Source organism: Roseburia sp., from assembly GCF_041325975.1.
Lineage (GTDB): Bacteria > Bacillota > Clostridia > Lachnospirales > Lachnospiraceae > Roseburia > Roseburia rectibacter.
This window is the reverse complement of the sequence record NZ_JBGLEJ010000005.1, coordinates 673417-690225: the sequence shown is the minus strand read 5'-3', so window position 1 is coordinate 690225 and position 16809 is coordinate 673417. Positions and strand designations below refer to the sequence as shown.

General features: G+C 40.6%; 15 protein-coding genes. 2 read left to right on the top strand and 13 right to left on the bottom strand.

Annotation, left to right across the window (positions count from 1 at the left end; translation table 11 throughout):
* Positions 1-54: 54 nt before the first annotated feature.
* Positions 55-1431: an ABC transporter substrate-binding protein gene (locus tag ACDD58_RS14590; protein WP_117921399.1), complete on the bottom strand. Its 1377-nt coding sequence runs from the start codon at positions 1429-1431 to the stop codon at positions 55-57.
* A gap of 416 nt (positions 1432-1847) precedes the next feature.
* Here ACDD58_RS14590 and ACDD58_RS14585 point away from each other — a divergent pair, with 416 nt between their 5' ends.
* The gene (locus ACDD58_RS14585; protein ID WP_370778136.1) at positions 1848-2429 is read left to right on the top strand and encodes an AraC family ligand binding domain-containing protein; all 582 of its coding nucleotides are present in this window, start codon (positions 1848-1850) and stop codon (positions 2427-2429) included.
* A 53-nt stretch (positions 2430-2482) separates the two neighbouring features.
* Here ACDD58_RS14585 and ACDD58_RS14580 read toward each other — a convergent pair whose 3' ends face one another.
* The 3 genes from ACDD58_RS14580 to ACDD58_RS14570 form a co-directional block, all read right to left on the bottom strand.
* Positions 2483-4129: an IS66 family transposase gene (locus ACDD58_RS14580; protein ID WP_370775866.1), complete on the bottom strand. Its 1647-nt coding sequence runs from the start codon at positions 4127-4129 to the stop codon at positions 2483-2485.
* 146 nt (positions 4130-4275) lie between these two features.
* Positions 4276-4629, bottom strand: a complete 354-nt coding sequence (gene tnpB / locus ACDD58_RS14575) for an IS66 family insertion sequence element accessory protein TnpB (protein WP_006855325.1) — start codon at positions 4627-4629, stop codon at positions 4276-4278.
* Positions 4622-4960: a hypothetical protein gene (locus ACDD58_RS14570; RefSeq protein ID WP_006855327.1), complete on the bottom strand. Its 339-nt coding sequence runs from the start codon at positions 4958-4960 to the stop codon at positions 4622-4624. Before ACDD58_RS14570 ends, tnpB begins: the two co-directional genes overlap by 8 nt.
* 69 nt (positions 4961-5029) lie before the next feature.
* Between ACDD58_RS14570 and ACDD58_RS14565 the strand changes: the two genes are divergently transcribed.
* On the top strand, positions 5030-5341 hold the full coding sequence (locus ACDD58_RS14565; RefSeq protein ID WP_370778134.1) for a helix-turn-helix transcriptional regulator: 312 nt from the start codon (positions 5030-5032) through the stop codon (positions 5339-5341).
* A gap of 2 nt (positions 5342-5343) precedes the next feature.
* Here ACDD58_RS14565 and ACDD58_RS14560 read toward each other — a convergent pair whose 3' ends face one another.
* From ACDD58_RS14560 to alr, 9 genes are all read right to left on the bottom strand, one after another.
* A complete protein-coding gene (locus ACDD58_RS14560) occupies positions 5344-6474 on the bottom strand; it encodes a tetratricopeptide repeat protein (RefSeq protein ID WP_370778133.1) in 1131 nt (376 codons plus the stop codon).
* Between the two features lie 23 nt (positions 6475-6497).
* Positions 6498-8168, bottom strand: a complete 1671-nt coding sequence (locus tag ACDD58_RS14555) for a formate--tetrahydrofolate ligase (RefSeq protein ID WP_117921394.1) — start codon at positions 8166-8168, stop codon at positions 6498-6500.
* 19 nt (positions 8169-8187) lie between these two features.
* Positions 8188-10956, bottom strand: a complete 2769-nt coding sequence (locus ACDD58_RS14550) for a DNA translocase FtsK 4TM domain-containing protein (RefSeq protein ID WP_370778130.1) — start codon at positions 10954-10956, stop codon at positions 8188-8190.
* Between the two features lie 21 nt (positions 10957-10977).
* On the bottom strand, positions 10978-11856 hold the full coding sequence (locus ACDD58_RS14545) for an undecaprenyl-diphosphate phosphatase (RefSeq protein ID WP_186898800.1): 879 nt from the start codon (positions 11854-11856) through the stop codon (positions 10978-10980).
* A 103-nt stretch (positions 11857-11959) separates the two neighbouring features.
* Positions 11960-12613, bottom strand: a complete 654-nt coding sequence (locus tag ACDD58_RS14540) for a ClpP family protease (protein ID WP_117921388.1) — start codon at positions 12611-12613, stop codon at positions 11960-11962.
* A gap of 154 nt (positions 12614-12767) precedes the next feature.
* Positions 12768-14219, bottom strand: coding sequence for a glycogen synthase GlgA (gene glgA, locus ACDD58_RS14535; protein ID WP_117921386.1), 1452 nt, complete (start codon positions 14217-14219; stop codon positions 12768-12770).
* Positions 14220-14384: 165 nt separating this feature from the next.
* On the bottom strand, positions 14385-15113 hold the full coding sequence (locus tag ACDD58_RS14530) for a YebC/PmpR family DNA-binding transcriptional regulator (protein WP_117921384.1): 729 nt from the start codon (positions 15111-15113) through the stop codon (positions 14385-14387).
* 83 nt (positions 15114-15196) lie between these two features.
* Positions 15197-15544: a type II toxin-antitoxin system PemK/MazF family toxin gene (locus ACDD58_RS14525; protein WP_015560523.1), complete on the bottom strand. Its 348-nt coding sequence runs from the start codon at positions 15542-15544 to the stop codon at positions 15197-15199.
* 73 nt (positions 15545-15617) lie between these two features.
* Positions 15618-16787, bottom strand: a complete 1170-nt coding sequence (gene alr, locus ACDD58_RS14520; RefSeq protein WP_117921382.1) for an alanine racemase — start codon at positions 16785-16787, stop codon at positions 15618-15620.
* Between the last annotated feature and the right edge of the window lie 22 nt (positions 16788-16809).

Sequence of the window (16809 nt, the reverse complement as noted above, 5' to 3'; positions counted from 1 at the left end):
TTTGTGAACACGGGATCCATAACAGATCCCGTGTTCAGGTACTTCAGCTATACATTATTTATTCCAGACATTTTCCTTATAAAAATCTTCAATGATCTGTAATCCATCTTCTACTGAATTGTTTCCAAGATAAATAGAAACCATTGCATCATCAAATGTTGAACCGGCTTCTGTGGAAGCAAGTGATTCATTATAGAATCCAAATGTTCCGGTTGCTTTTGCAAAGATATCCATCACATACTTTAACTGCTTTGGAGCTTTATCATAATCAATATCAACATTGGTAACCGGAATCTTTCCACCGATCTCTGCTGTATATTTCTGTGCAGTCTCATCAGTAAAATATTTCATTAATGCAATACATGCATCCGGATGCTCCGTAGTAGAGCTCATTGCAAGGCTGTCTGTTTTTGCAATGATACGGTTTGGATCGTTACCGCCTTCAATGGCCGGGAACTGGAATACACCGCATTTTTCTTCAAAATCAGGATTGGAACCATTGATCTGTGCGATTGCCCAGGAACCCTGAATTAAGATCGCAGCCTCACCATTATAAAAGTTTGCAGTTGCAACATCATTTGTATCTCCTGCTGCTGTTGGCTGGAAATATTTTGATAACTCAAGCATTTTATTTGCTGCATCCTGGAACGGCTGATCAAGCCAGCTTGCATTACCTGCTGCAATTGCATCAAGATCTGCATTTTCTCTGTCGCAGAGATATCCGCACAACATTGATAAACACCATGCTGTTCCTGCACTGATCGTAATCGGAGTATAACCTTTTGACTGAAGTGTCTCACATGCTGCAAGAAGATCATCGTATGTTTCCGGAACATCTACACCGGCATCTGCAAACATTTCTGTGTTATAAAATACACATGCTGCTGCAAGATTGGTAGGTACTGCATAAATTTTTCCGTCATAAGTCTGTTTATCAAATACACCACCGTTAAACGTATCGTACCATCCGTCTTCATGCAAATAATCTGTAAGATCAGCCGCAACCCCCGGCTCCACATAATCTGTAAGATTTGGTCCAGGTGAAACAATAAATACATCCGGTGTCTGATTGGAAGCAACTAATGCATTTAATTTTGTATAGTATTCTTCCAGATTTGTTGTGATCACATTACAGTGATAAACCCCTTCATAATCTTTGTTGAATCTGTCGATGACATCTTTATAACCCAATGTGATAAGATCTTCCGTTGCCTCCATGTCATCCCAGAACATCCAGGTAATCTCTTCTACATCCCCGTCTGTTTTTGTAGTGCTCTCCTCTTTCTGGTCTGTTTTTTCAGCAGCTGCAACTCCTGATTCAGACGAAGCATTTGTGTTTACCCCGGTATCAGTAGATACTCCACAACCTGCTATCGTTCCCATTGCCATCAATAAGGAAAGACCTGTTGCTAAAACTTTTTTTAACTTCATATGTAACCCCCTTCTTTCACCTGTCAGATATTCTGACTGTGTGAATTGATTTATTTGATAATCTTATCTTATTTCTTACTTGTTTTATTCTCTATACAATAATTGCTTTTTCATAATCAATTCTTGCTTTTTTTGTATTTAATCCAAAGTACAAATTGCATAATTTGGTAGTATTTTTCAAAATATTGTTATGTTTTTTGTGCACATTTCCTTTTTTATAAAATGATATTGTTTTTAAAATTGATATATTGTATATATATCTTAAGAAACAGCAATAGATTTTCGATTAATAAAATGCAATATTTCGTAATGAAATTTATATTTTTATATCAATTTAAAAAATACATATAATCTGATTTATGCAGAACATGGCAAAAAATAATTCTAAGGAAGTTTACATAGAAAAGGAGATTTGAATGATAAAATATTTAGATGGTGTTCGTGAAACAGTTGGATTTGAAAATAACTCATCCCTTATGCTTTTTGATAATACTGATTATGAAGAATATCCGGTTCATTGGCATACACCCATCGAGCTGATCATGCCAACAGAAGGAACATATGATGTAGACTGCAATCAGATTCCATTTCATATGCGCAAAGGAGACATTATTGTTATTATTCCGGGTACTCTGCACCATATGAAAGCCTGTCATGGGCGACGAATTATTTTTCAGGTTGATATGAACAGTGGAAAACCATTTGAAGAGTTTACTGCATTTCTGCCTTTTTTACAGCCGGCTGTTTTGATCACTCCGGAGGAGGCTCCTGCCATTCACGAGGAAGCTATGTCTCTTATGTTTGGAATCAGAGATGAATATCTCTCTGATACACCGTTATATGAGACGTCTGTTTATGCAAAATTTTTACAGCTTATCGTTTTGATTGGCAGACAGATTGCCAGTACCCCGGCAAAATTTGCTGACACAAAACCAACAAAACAAAAAGAGTATATTGATAAATTTATCAGTATTTGTCAATATATCGTAAGTACGTAATCATCTGTACCTTGCCTTTTAAAAAAACATGCCGCCCATCAGGGCGGCACATTTTATTTCTTCTTTTTGGTTCGAAATCCTTCCGGTAATTCATTTGACCATGGCAAAAGCCGATTTAGATCATCCGGCTTTGGAAAAGGTCCCATTTTACGAAGCTCGTCTAATACATAGGAAAGATATACATACGGCTTCAGACCATTCAGCAGGGCTGTTTCTGCGATACTATAAACAACAGCACTGGCATCTGCGCCACGGATACTCTTGGCAAACAGCCAATTCCGGCGGCCTACTGCAAAATTTTTGATTGCACGCTCCGCACTATTATTATCAATGCTCAGATGCCCATCATCCAAGTACCTGCGAAGATAGGTTTCCTGATTCAGCGTATATAAAATGGCATCACCAATAAGGGAAGATCTGTCTACAGAATCTTCCATCGAATGCAGCCATTCAAACAGGGCTTCCACTACTGGACGCGACTGCTTCTGGCGTTCCTGATACCGTTCTTCCGGTGTCTTATCTTTGATCAGTTCCTCTACTTTATACAGGATTCCGATCCTCGTCATTGCCTGATATGCAACTGTTTCTTTCAGCTGCTCCTTTGTGAAATCCTTTTTTAATGCCGTGAGTGCAGCATCAAAACGGCGTCTCGCATGGGTAAAGCATCCGGTTACGGTGATGGAATCGTTCAGTCCATGATACGCCTGGTATCCATCACACGTCAGATATCCATGAAATGTATCTCCAAGGAAGTTTACCGGGTGATATCCGGCACGCGTTCTCTCATAATCAAAGAGAACCATCTGTGGGGCTTCACTGTAATGATCTGTCAGATATACCCACATCCAGTTTTGAGATGATCCTTTCTGATCTGGTTCATCAATCACCTGGATCCTGGTTTCATCGCAATGGATGTATCTGCTCTTTAGGAATTCTTCCTTCATCTGCCCATAAAGCAGTCCCAGATACCGGTCTGCACAGCTGATGATCCAGTTTGCCATTGTTTTTGTTGAAAGATTTAAGTCATACCTTGCGAATTCCCGTTCCTGTCTTGCCAGCGGCATGCCATTGACATACTTTGCATTCATGATTCCGGCAACCAGCGAAGGTGTAGCAATGCTTCCCTTGATCAGCGGAAACTCTTTTTCCGGCCGGATCATAGCACCACATTTTGGACAACTGTATACATAGGTTACTTCTTCAACCACTTCAAAGGTGGAGGGGATGAATTTCAGTCGTTTTACGACTTCTTTTGTGACGACTTTATACTTTGTTCCACAGTCCGGACAATAGCGGTCTTCGCCGGTCAGTTTATATTCGATTGTTTCTGTTACTTCGAAATTAGAGAGATCTTCTTCTTTTTTGCCGGTGCGTTTTTTCCGTTTGTGCGATGGAATCACGATTTCCTCTTCAATCTCAGCAGTATCCGTATCTGCATTGACTTCAGCCTCATTAAACAGATCCATCTGTTCATATCCATCTGCGTATTTTTCACTGGAAGAACCGAAACGTCTTCTTTGTGCAAGCGCAAGACGGTCTGAAAGCATTGCGTTCATAAATTCCAGTTCTTTCTGCTTGTCTTTCAGAAGCTGTACCTCGGTCTCTTTTTTTTGAACCTGATTCTGCATGATTCTCATAACTTCCATCATGTTTTCACGGCTCATGTTATTCAGCTGTTCCTCTGTAAAAAACGGATCCATCCGGCAATCTCCAAACTCTTATATGATAATTCCAGTATAGCATAGAAAGTCCAGCTGTTCGAGAAAAATCAACGTTTTACTGTGTAGGAATATATACCGATATCCACAAGTATTTCGTGCTTTTTGCGAATTGACAAATCCGTTCTTTATACAACAATCTTTGGATGTCTTTCTTCAAAAGCTCCCTTCGGAGTAAGTGAAAGACCATCACACAGCCAATGCATTTCTTTCAGGGTCACTTTCTGTAATTCATCCGGAGTATCCGGCCAGTGAAAGGAATCTTTGTCAAGCCTCTTCATCAGAATCCAGAAACCGGATCCGTCCCATTGCAGAATCTTAATAGAAGTCCGCCTGCGGTTGCAGAACGCAAACATGCAGCGCGAATAGGGATCAAGTTTGAATTTTAGCTTGATAATTGCAGCCAGTCCGTGATAGCTTTTTCTCAGATCGGTAGCTCCACAGGCAAGGTAAACGGTTGTGCCACCTGCCAGATCAAGCATGATCTTTCAGCCCCTGGATCAGAACACGAAAAAATTCCGGCGGGCATTCAGGCATCACTTCAATCCGAATAGCATTTGTGATAAAAATGCGGACTGGAGACGGGCTGATATTCAAAGTCTCATTCTTTGAAATCTCTTTTTCCGTTGGCATTTTTGCAAAAATCATATCTGTATCTGATTGTTCGTCCAATTTTTTCAGCTTGCGCATCCAATAATTCATTGTAGAGACTGGAACGTGATGTTCCTGACACCATGTTTTGCAAGTCTGCCCACTGAATTGAAATTCATGGATTCTTTCAGACCACAGCGTGATTTTTTCATCTGTTTTCATAATGATACAGTTTCCTTTCTTTGTTATGAAAAGAGTGTATCAGAAAAATATAGTTGCTGACAGATACGGATGATTACGTACTTACAATATATCAACCAGCATTGTACAGAAGATATTACCTTAGAACAGGTTGCTGCTTTAGCAGGATTTTCAAAATATCATTTCAGCAGATTGTTTAAAGAATTTACAAATATTTCTTTTTATAAATACCTGAACAACCAGCGAATTTCATATGCTGAAAAACTTCTGTTAGATCCCAATATAAATATAACCGAAGTGGCCATTCACTCCGGTTATAATAGTATTTCCGCATTTATGCGGATGTTTAAAATTATAAAAAATTGTACTCCAACAGAGTTTCGGAACATGTATCAGTCCTGATATCATTGTGGATGATATCCCAAATTTACACGATAGATATCACTGACTAAACCTGTCTTGTTATTTACTGCCATGACAGATAATACATAATCCCCTTCCGGAACAACAATCGGTTCTGTATAAACAGCCGATTCTGTTGTTGGATCTGTAGAATCCCATGTATAATAAATCGTGCAATCTTTCTGCTGTGTGATTGTTACAGTGGTCTCCTCAGAGAAAACTCCTCCATCTGGTGAGACAGATGGCAGATCCGGTTTTTTAAACTGAATCTGGTATTCTTCTGTTACGATATCACTGTAGATGCCTTTTTCATTACAACATACAGCATTGATTTCAAAATTTCCAGTATGATTTAGCGGAATACCTCCCTGTGGATATGGAATCCCATTTTCTTTATCCGGGACAGTGCCATCCGTCGTATAATAAATGTCATTTCCGGCAATTGAGTAGATCACGACTGTAATATAATCATCATATTGCCCACTAAGCGGAGATATGATTGGTTCACCAACCTCATAATCATCGAATAATGCAAGTATATCCTCATCCGTAACATCTTCTTTTAAAGAAAGAATGCTGTCATAATCCCCCATTTCATCATAAATGGAGATCAGATGCTGATAAGCCTCTTTATTCGTTTTGTCAAGTTGAAGGATTTCCATATATAAAACGAGTGCTGAATCATATTCTTTCTGGCTGGTATAGACTTCTGCCATTGCCTCACGTACTTTGATATCATCCGGCTGCAATGCCAATGCGGTTTTATAATATTGAAGTGCATTTTCGTAATTATGATCTACCAGTTCTTTTTCAGCCATTTCAATTTGATAATCGTAGGAATTTGCATTCTTATTATCTATATAAAGTTTTACAGCAACACCAACTGCCGCACCTGTCACTATAAAGCAGCAACAGAGAATCAGCAGCAGATGGTTGTTTTTTTTCTTTTTGTTTTTTTGGGGTTCTACTTCCGTCTTTTGCGGATTTTTTGCACTTTCTCCGTCTTTTAGAAGTGAACGCAGATAATCATCCTCAAGTACGTTGTAATCCGAAACTATCTGTGCTTCGTGGCCACAGACAGAACAGTAAAGGCAGCCTTTTTTTAACTCTGCCCCACACTTCGCACATTTCATGGGATATCCTCACTTTCGACTTATTAAAATAATCCTGTGATCACACCGTTATCATCAACATCTATACCGTATGCTGCCGGATTTTTCGGAAGTCCAGGCATTGTCATGATCGCTCCGGTAACCGCTACAACAAAACCTGCTCCGGCAGAAACATAAACTTCTCTCACATTAATGGTAAATCCGCTAGGACGTCCGAGTTTCGTCTGGTCATCAGACAGGGAATATTGTGTCTTTGCCATACATACAGGGAAATCTGACATTCCCATCTCAGCAATGCGCTTTAACTCCTTTGCAGCAGCAGGTGCATATGTCACACCGTCAGCTCCATAAATTTCTTTTGCAATCGTCTCGATTTTTTCTTCCAGTGAAAGATCATCCGGGTATAATGGTTTGAAATGACTTTCCTTTGTCTCTAAGGTTTTTAATACTTTCTCGGCAAGTTCTACTCCACCTTTTCCACCTTTTTCCCAAACTTCTGCAAGTGCAAATTCACAATCTCTTTCACGGCAGAACTGTTCAATATAATCGGTCTCGGCTTTCGTATCTGTAACAAATGAATTTAATGTCACGACAACTGGAACACCATATTTCTGTAAATTCTCGATATGTTTTTCAAGATTTACGATACCCTTCTTTAAAGCATCTAAGTTTTCTTCACCAAGATCAGCTTTTGCAACACCGCCATTGTATTTTAATGCTCTTACCGTTGCAACTAAGACAACAGCATCCGGATGGAGCCCTGCCATACGGGATTTGATATCAAAAAACTTTTCTGCACCTAAATCTGCACCAAAACCGGCTTCTGTGATGACATAGTCCGCCAGTTTTAAAGCTGTCTTTGTAGCACGTACACTGTTACAGCCATGTGCAATATTTGCAAATGGTCCGCCGTGAACAATTGCTGGTGTGTGCTCTAAAGTCTGGATCAGGTTTGGTTTTAAAGCATCTTTTAATAATGCAGCCATTGCGCCGGTCGCTTTGATATCATCTGCAGTAACAGGCTTACCATCATAAGTATATGCAACAATGATCTTTCCGAGTCTGCGTTTTAAATCATGCATATCATCTGCAAGACATAATACAGCCATAATTTCTGATGCAACGGTGATAACAAAATGATCTTCCCTGACCATTCCATCCATTTTTCTGCCAAGACCGACTACAATATTTCGAAGGACACGGTCATTCATATCCAGACAACGTTTCCAGACAACCTGTCTTGGATCAATACCAAGCTCATTTCCCTGCTGGATATGATTATCAAGCAATGCAGCGAGCAGATTGTTTGCAGAAGTAATCGCATGAAAATCTCCGGTAAAATGAAGATTTAAGTCTTCCATTGGAACTACCTGTGCATAACCGCCTCCGGCAGCACCGCCTTTAATTCCAAAACACGGTCCAAGGGACGGTTCACGGAGTGCGATCACTGCTTTCTTTCCAAGCTGTCCAAATGCCTCACCAAGTCCTACACTGATCGTTGTTTTGCCTTCTCCCGCCGGAGTTGGATTGATTGCTGTTACAAGGATTAATTTTCCATCTGGTTCATTTTTAACACGTTCCATCAGTTCATCAGAGAGTTTTGCTTTATATTTTCCATAAAGTTCTAATTCGTCCTCTGTGATACCAAGTTTTTCGGCTACTTCACGGATATGCAGCATTTCTGCTTCCTGTGCGATCTCGATGTCTGTTTTCATAATGATTCCTCCTCGTGTCTTATAAATATTCTTCTTCGTATTGTTCAAACTGCTCCTGCGTCATTAAAACGCGGCGCGGTTTTGTACCTTCTTCCGGACCGACAATGCCGGCCTCCTCAAGCTGATCCATAATTCTTGCTGCCCGGTTAAAACCAACTTTAAAATAACGCTGCAACATTCCAATAGACCCTTTTTCTTTATCGATCAAAAGTTTTGCGGCATCTGCAAAATATGCATCTCTTCCATCTCCGGTTCCCGAATTTGAATCAATGCTCACAGTAGTATTTTCAGATTCTATATTATTCATATGTTCTTCCACTGCCGCGTTATATGAAACCTGTCCATTTTCCTCTTTGATGTAATTGACAACATCTGATACTTCCTTGTCAGAAACAAATGCTCCCTGTACACGGACCGGCTTTGGAATTCCCTGCGGATAGAAAAGCATATCGCCTTTCCCAAGCAGTTTTTCTGCACCGTTCATATCAAGAATTGTTCTTGAATCAACACCGGATGTTACCGCAAAGGCAATACGGCTTGGCATATTTGCCTTGATCAATCCGGTGATTACGTTTACAGAAGGACGCTGGGTTGCAATGATAAGATGAATCCCGGCTGCACGTGCAAGCTGAGCCAACCGGCAGATCGCACCTTCCACATCACTCGGTGCAACCATCATCAGATCTGCTAACTCATCCACGATAATGACGATCTGAGGCATTTTTTCCGGTTTCGGATCACCTTCCACATCCGGAAGACTGTCTATTTTAGCATTGTATCCTTTTAAATTCCGGACATGTGCTTCGGCAAATTTATTATAACGGTCAGTCATTTCTGCTACTGCCCAGTTTAAGGCACCTGCTGCTTTTTTCGGATCAGTAACGACCGGTATCAGAAGATGCGGGATACCATTGTAAACACTTAACTCCACAACTTTCGGATCTACCATGATCAGTTTTACATTCTTCGGATCTGCCTTGTACAAAATACTCATAATGATCGTGTTGATGCAGACAGATTTACCGGAACCCGTTGCACCTGCGATCAGAAGATGCGGCATTTTTTCAATATCAGCTACAGATACTTTACCACCGATATCTTTTCCGACACAGAAAGAAATTTTCGATGGATGGGACTGAAATTCCTCAGATTCCACCAGCTCGCGGAACGACACCATAACATTTTCCTTATTTGGAACTTCAATACCAATCGCTGCCTTTCCAGGGATCGGTGCTTCGATACGGATATCCGCTGCTGCAAGATTTAACTTGATATCGTCCGCCAAATTAACGATCTTGCTTACTTTTACACCCATTTCCGGCTGTAATTCATATCTTGTTACGGCAGGTCCGCAACTGATATTTGTGATCGTGACATTAACACCAAAATTCTTTAATGTCTGTTGCAGCTTCATGGCAGTTTCCTGTAACTGTTTTCTGGTATCTCCCTGCTTGTTTTCAGATTGTTTCAGAAGTGTAACAGGAGGAAATACATACGCTTTCTCAGGTGGTGCAGTTTCCAGATCTGTTTCCATTACCGGTTCAGCTGCATCTTCATTTTTCATATATACAGGCTCGTGAGATACAGTTTCACGTTTTACAGGTCCGGTTTGTTCTGCAGCGGTCTGCTGCGCCTGTATATCTTCATCAACTGATTCTTCTTCCGATAAATCAGATCCTAAATCAGCCTCAAATGATAATAGATCTGAGGTATCCTCTGAAAAAGGCTCTATTCCAAATGCCATTGCAGGATCAGGACGCCCCGGCATATCGAATATCTCTTCCTCTTCGACTGTCTGTGAAACTTTTGGTTCTTCCATCTGGATTGGAAAAGATGCCTGCTCATCCTCCGCTGCAAAAAGCGCTGTTTTTTCCGTCAGAGCCTGTCCCATTGCTTCTAACGCCTCATCTGAAAATGCAGATGGAGCCATCTTCTGTGGTGCATTTCCTGCAGTCAGTGTGACACGTTTTTCCTCTTTGATCTCCGGCAGATCTATCATATCTTCCGGCAAAATCTCGCTGATATCCTGAGAACGTTTCTGTGACGTATCCGGGATCAGTTTGGTATCGATAGCAACTCCCTCAACCTTTCTGTCCATTCTACGCTGCTGCTCCCGCTGTTCACGTTCTTCCCTTCGCATCTCTGCACGTTCTCTGTGCCGCTCATTACTTATCTTCGCAGACTCATATACCTTACGTCCACCCTTTTGCATACCACGGAATGCGGAACGTTCGGTAATAAGTACAAGTGAAATGATAAGTACGATCACATCGATCACATAAGCGCCAATAATTCCAAAACCGGAACATAACATATGTGAAAGCACGCCACCGATCAGTCCGCCGCCACTTTTTGCATCAAAACTATACCGGTAGGCATCCATTGCAGTTTTCGCATCCGTTCCATCGGAAATGAGTTCGAAAAACATGCACAAAAATGCCACAAAAAGAATGACTGCCACTAATTTTACAGCCGCAACTCTGTTTCCCTGATTCGAAACAGCAAAAAAAGTACCAACCAGCAATACAATCGGAAATATATATGAAATAATTCCAAATATACCAAAAAAGAAACGACTGACCGTTCCTCCTATGGTACCGCCAAATCCAAAATTACTGATAAAAAGTAAAAGTGAAACAGCTACTACGATCCATAAGATCACTTCACGTGTAAATTCTGCTTCATATTCCTGCTGTTTTTTTGTAGTCCTCTTATGTCCAGAATTTGTTTTCCTGCCGGATGATGTTCTTTTACCGGCAGCAGAACGCTTCCTATTCCCTGTTGCCAAAATATTACCTCCAAATCAATTTTATGCCATATAGATATATCCGCCGATCGAGATAACGCCTACGATCAGGCAGTAAATAGCAAAGCCTGTAAATTTCTTTCTACGCACAACAATAAGCATTGTCTTAATACAGACATAACCTACTACAGCAGCTACGATCATACCAACTACATAGTATGCAATTTCCGCACCAGAAAGTGCAGCTGCCGTGTAATCTTTTAATTCCAGTACCAGTGCTCCAAGAATTGCCGGTATCGACATCAAAAATGAGTATTTTACAGCAAAATTACGGTTAAAACCACTGAGCAGGCATGCAGTAATCGTCGTTCCGGAACGTGACAACCCCGGAAGCGTTGCTATTCCCTGTGCAATACCGACGCCAAATGCATTTGTATATGTAACACCTTTTGGCAGCTTATCTCCATCTTTTGCATGATCTGCAATAAAAAGCAGGACAGCGGTAAGAATCAGACAAATCCCAGGAATAAGTAATATCTCAGATGCCATCTCCACAACATCTTTTCCGACCACTCCGATGATTCCTGTTGGAATCGTGGATACAATGATCAAAACAACTAATTTGCGGTAGCTGCTGTTTACCAGACGGAGATATGGCTCATCTGTCCTGCCGGTTTTATTCCCGATAAAACGGACGAAATTAATGATACAATCCCTGATCAGACCGATTCCCTCTACAATCATTTTCAAAACATCTTTATAGTATACAACACAAATAGCTGCCAGAGTCCCGATATGCAAAAGTACATCAAATAAAAGTCCTGTCTCTGTATCTACCCCAAATAATATTTTAAAAATCGCCAGATGTCCGGAACTGCTCACGGGTAAAAATTCTGTCAATCCCTGTATGATCCCCATCAATATTGCCTGTAATAATGACATATCTGCCTCCTCTTTGTATCTCCGTAATAAATCGTTCTTTTGCAGTAACTTTTTACATACATGTTTTATCTTAACATATTTGAGGCAGATTGTCATTAACTGGTTATTTTTTTTCTATCATCTGATGCAGTTTTGAAAATGCATCGGAAATACCTCCAACTTCATTGATCAGTCCTTCATCTACCGCTTCTTTTCCGACCAGAATTGTTCCAAGATCTTTTGTGAGTATTCCGGTGTTCATCATAAGCTCTTCCAAACGTTTTTCCGTTGCTTTTGAATGTGTACTGATAAAGTGTACGATCCGGTCCTGCATCTGTTTAAAGTAATCGTATGTTGGTTTTGCGCCAATCACGGTTCCATTCATGCGAACCGGATGGATCACCATGGTTCCGGATGGCACAATAAAGGAATAGTCCGTTGACACGGCTAAAGGGACACCGATGGAATGACTGCCGCCAAGAACCAGTGAAACGGTTGGTTTCCGGATGGATGCAATCATTTCGGCAATCGCCAGACCGCTTTCCACATCACCACCAACCGTGTTTAAAAGCAGCAACAGCCCTTCTGTATCCGGATTATCTTCAAGTTCAGCCAGTTTTGGCAGAACATGCTCATATTTTGTGGTTTTGGTAGTTGCCGGAAGACAGTCGTGTCCCTCAATCTCCCCAATGATCGTCAGTAATGAAATCTTATTTTTCATTTGTATCTGACCAAACTCTTTGATCTCTTCATTTTTCTTTTCCTGATTTTCTGCCATGATATACTCCTTCCATATGATATGAAAACAATAGACGGTACGCTCTTTAAATATTCTATTGTCATGAATGAAAAAACAGGATGTTTGTAACATCCTGTTTTTTATACGACATCCTTATTTAAGTATATCCAATCTGCAAAATAATCATACAGAATTAGCATCCGAGCAGATAATTGTATAATCCCTCGTATTTCCCTTTAGAGTTATTCCATGAATAATCATTTGCCATGCCACGGTCGATCATCTGATTCCACTGTTTCTTGCGGTCAAAGAAGATATGTTTTGAATAATTGATCACAGAAAGCATTTCATCTCCATTATAATTTGCAAATGAAAAACCGTCTCCTGAATTTTCATACTCATTAAATGGTTTTACCGTATCTCTTAATCCACCTGTCTCACGGACAATCGGAACAGTACCATAACGGAAAGAAATAAGCTGTGTCAGCCCGCATGGTTCAAAACGGGATGGCATCAGGAAAGCATCTGCCGCTGCGTAAAGTTTATGTGCAAGTTCATCAGAATAACAGATATTAGCAGATACACGATCACCGTATTTCCATGCATAATGGCGGAACATATTCTCATACTGTGGATCTCCGGTACCTATGACAACCAGCTGGGTATAATCATCCACGATCCGGTCGATCGCATAGTTCACAAGATCTAAGCCTTTCTGATCTGTCAGTCTTGAGATCAGCCCGATCATGTATTTCTTCTTGTCAACAGCAAGTCCAAGCTCTGCCTGAAGTTTTACCTTGTTCATGTACTTTTTCTTCCGGAAATCCGATGGTGTGTAATTCGTATAGATCTTTCCATCTGTTGCCGGATCATAAACTTTATAATCAATACCATTTACAATACCCTGCATATCAAAATGACGTGCAGATAACAGACCGTTCAATCCTTCTCCATAGTACTCGGTCTGAATCTCCTGCGCATAGGAATCGCTGACAGTCGTGATATAATCTGCATAAACAAGTCCGCCTTTTAACATGTTGGCATCCTTTTTAAATTCCAGTTTATCCGGTGTGAACAAAGAAGCTGAAAATCCGGTCAGTCCCTGCATAGTCTTGATATCCCATACTCCCTGGAATTTCAGGTTGTGGATCGTCATGATACTCTTCATTCCCCAGTAAAAAGAATCTGCCTGAAATTCATTTTTCAGATATACCGGAATAAGACCTGTCTGCCAGTCATGACAGTGAATCAGATTCGGGCAGAAGTCAATCTGTTTTAGCATGGACAATACAGCTTTGTCAAAGAAACAGAACTTTTCAATATCATAGCGGACATCTCCATATGGCACTGCACAGTTAAAATATTCCTGATTGTCAATAAAATAATATGTAATGCCATCCATGACATATTTTAAAATACCGACATATTTATTCGTAATATAACTGCCGGTGCTCATATAAAAATGAGCTACATATTCGAATTTGCTGCGGAACTTATCCGGAATGCAGCTATAATTTGGTATTACAACCCTGACATCCCATTCATTCTTATCAAATTCTTTTGGCAATGCTCCACATACATCCGCCAAACCCCCGGTTTTAATAAACGGAACACACTCCGATGCTGCAAAAAGTATTTTCTTCATAGCAATCTCCATTCCTGTGTTTATTCTACATCTATTTCTATTATCATATAACATTTCCGAAAAGAATACCATATCTTTTTTACTGCAATGCAGAAAAACTTTTTCATACAAAAAACGACACAGACTTCTTCTCCATGTCGTTTTCCTGTGTATTTTATATATTATTTATTCATCCCAGTTATGATATACTTCCTGTACATCATCGTCATCATCAAGCAGATCAAGAATACGGTTAATATTGGTTAAATCCTCTTCTGCTGTCAGCTCTACATAATTCTGTGGAATCATTGTAACTTCCGCTTCTGCCATAGGAATCTTTTCTGCTTCAAGTGCTGCATGTACTGCTTCAAAATCAGCCGGATTTGTAATGATCTCATAGCTGTCCTCTTCCTCAGAGAAATCTTCTGCACCAGCATCAAGTGCGATCATCATCAGATCATCCGCATCCATTTCACAGTCTTCTTTTGCGATAATGATCTGTCCCTTTTCATCGAACATATAGGAAACACATCCCTGTGTACCGATACTTCCATGTCCTTTTGTAAATGCGTTACGGACATTGGCAGCGGTACGGTTCTTATTGTCGGTCAGACATTTTACAATGATGGCTGTTCCGCTTGGACCATATCCCTCATAAGTGCAATACTCGTAATTGACAGAGTTGCCTTCGCCGGATGCTTTTTTGATACCACGCTCAATCGTATCGTTTGGCATATTGCTTGCTTTTGCTTTTGCAATGATTTGAGCCAGTTTAAAGTTGTTTGCAGGATCCGGACCGCCATCTTTTACTGCAACGGCAATCTCACGTCCGATAATTGTAAAAATCTTTCCTTTTGCTGCATCATTTTTTTCTTTTTTGTGCTTAATATTCGCAAATTTGGAATGTCCTGACATAAATACTTCCTCTTTTCTCACTTGTTTATTGCTTCAAAAATACATTTTATTTTATCACTATTTCCGTTTTCTGGCAAGTCTATTTATGTATACAACTCTAAACTTACCTCAAGCGCCTTATCTATTTTCACCAGAATCTGGGAATCTAAATGACATACCTTGTCTTTTAACCGTTTTTTATCGATCGTGCGAAGCTGTTCTAAAAGAACAACAGAATCCTTGACAAGATCATATTTTCTGCTGTCCAGTTCTACATGGGTTGGCAGCTTCGCCTTATTCATCTGGGATGTGATTGCTGCGCAGATCACGGTAGGACTGTGCCTGTTTCCAACATCATTCTGTATAATAAGCACCGGTCTTACACCGCCCTGTTCTGAGCCGATCACCGGTCTTAAATCTGCATAAAAAATATCACCACGTCTAATTACCATATACTTCCACTCCATTTTTCTTACTTTACGGATAGTATTGCCAATTTTTACTGGTGTATTCCATTTCTTCCTGTTATTCTGAAAAATGATCTCTCGTGCCAATGATCCTTCCACCATGGATATAAACACGTGGAATACGTTTTCCAAGATCACAGGCGAATTCATAATTGAATCGTCCGGACAGGTCACCGACTTCTTCCATAGTGATACACTCATCACCATCTCTGCCAATGAGAATCACTTCATCTTCATTTTTAACATCCGGAATGTCGGTAACATCAACCATAAACTGATCCATGCAGACACGGCCAAGAATCGGTGCACGTTTTCCATGGATCAAAACAAATCCTTTATTTGAAAGGCCTCTTGCATAGCCATCTGCGTAACCAACCGGAATCGTTGCGATTATGCAAGGCTCTGTTGTGACATAAGTTCCCCCATAACTGATTGCTCTGCCAGCCGGAAGTTCCTTTACATATGCCACATGTGTCACCAGTGTCAATGCAGGTTTCAGGCTGATCGCATTCTTATCTACATCCTCAGACGGCCACATGCCATACAATGTGATGCCGGCGCGGACCATATCCATATTTGCATCTGGAATATCGACAATCCCTGCACTGTTTGAACAGTGATGAATCGGAATACTTACGCCACGGTCTTCTAACATGCCGATCATTTTCTTGAAAAGTCCGATCTGCTGGTAGGTTGGTTCCTTATCTTTTTCATCCGCTTTCGCAAAATGGGTAAAAATACCCTCCACTATAATATGCGGCAGTTTTGAAAGCTGTGCCATCTCATCTGCTGCGTCTTCTGTGACCTGATAACCGATCCGGCTCATTCCGGTATCGATCGCGAAATGGATCTTGCAGTCTCTTCCGATACTTGCTGCGGCAACGGAAAGTTTTTCTGCCATCTCTTTTGTAAATACGGTTGGACGGATACCTGCTTTAATCATATCCACATACTGGTCCGGGAATACATATCCTAAGATCAGGATCGGTTTCTGGATTCCGTGATTACGAAGGATAAGTCCTTCCTCAACCGTGGCAACTGCATAACCATAAAGATAATCCAGTTTTTCAATCGTCTCTGCAATCTCTACGGCACCATGTCCGTAGCCATCTGCCTTAATGACAGCCATAATTTTTGTGTCTTTTGCAATGTTTCCGCGCATCGCATCCATGTTGTGTAGAATTGCATCCAGATCGATTTCCGCATGCACTCTGCTGTATCTGTTCATGTTGATCCTCCATCTATTTTGT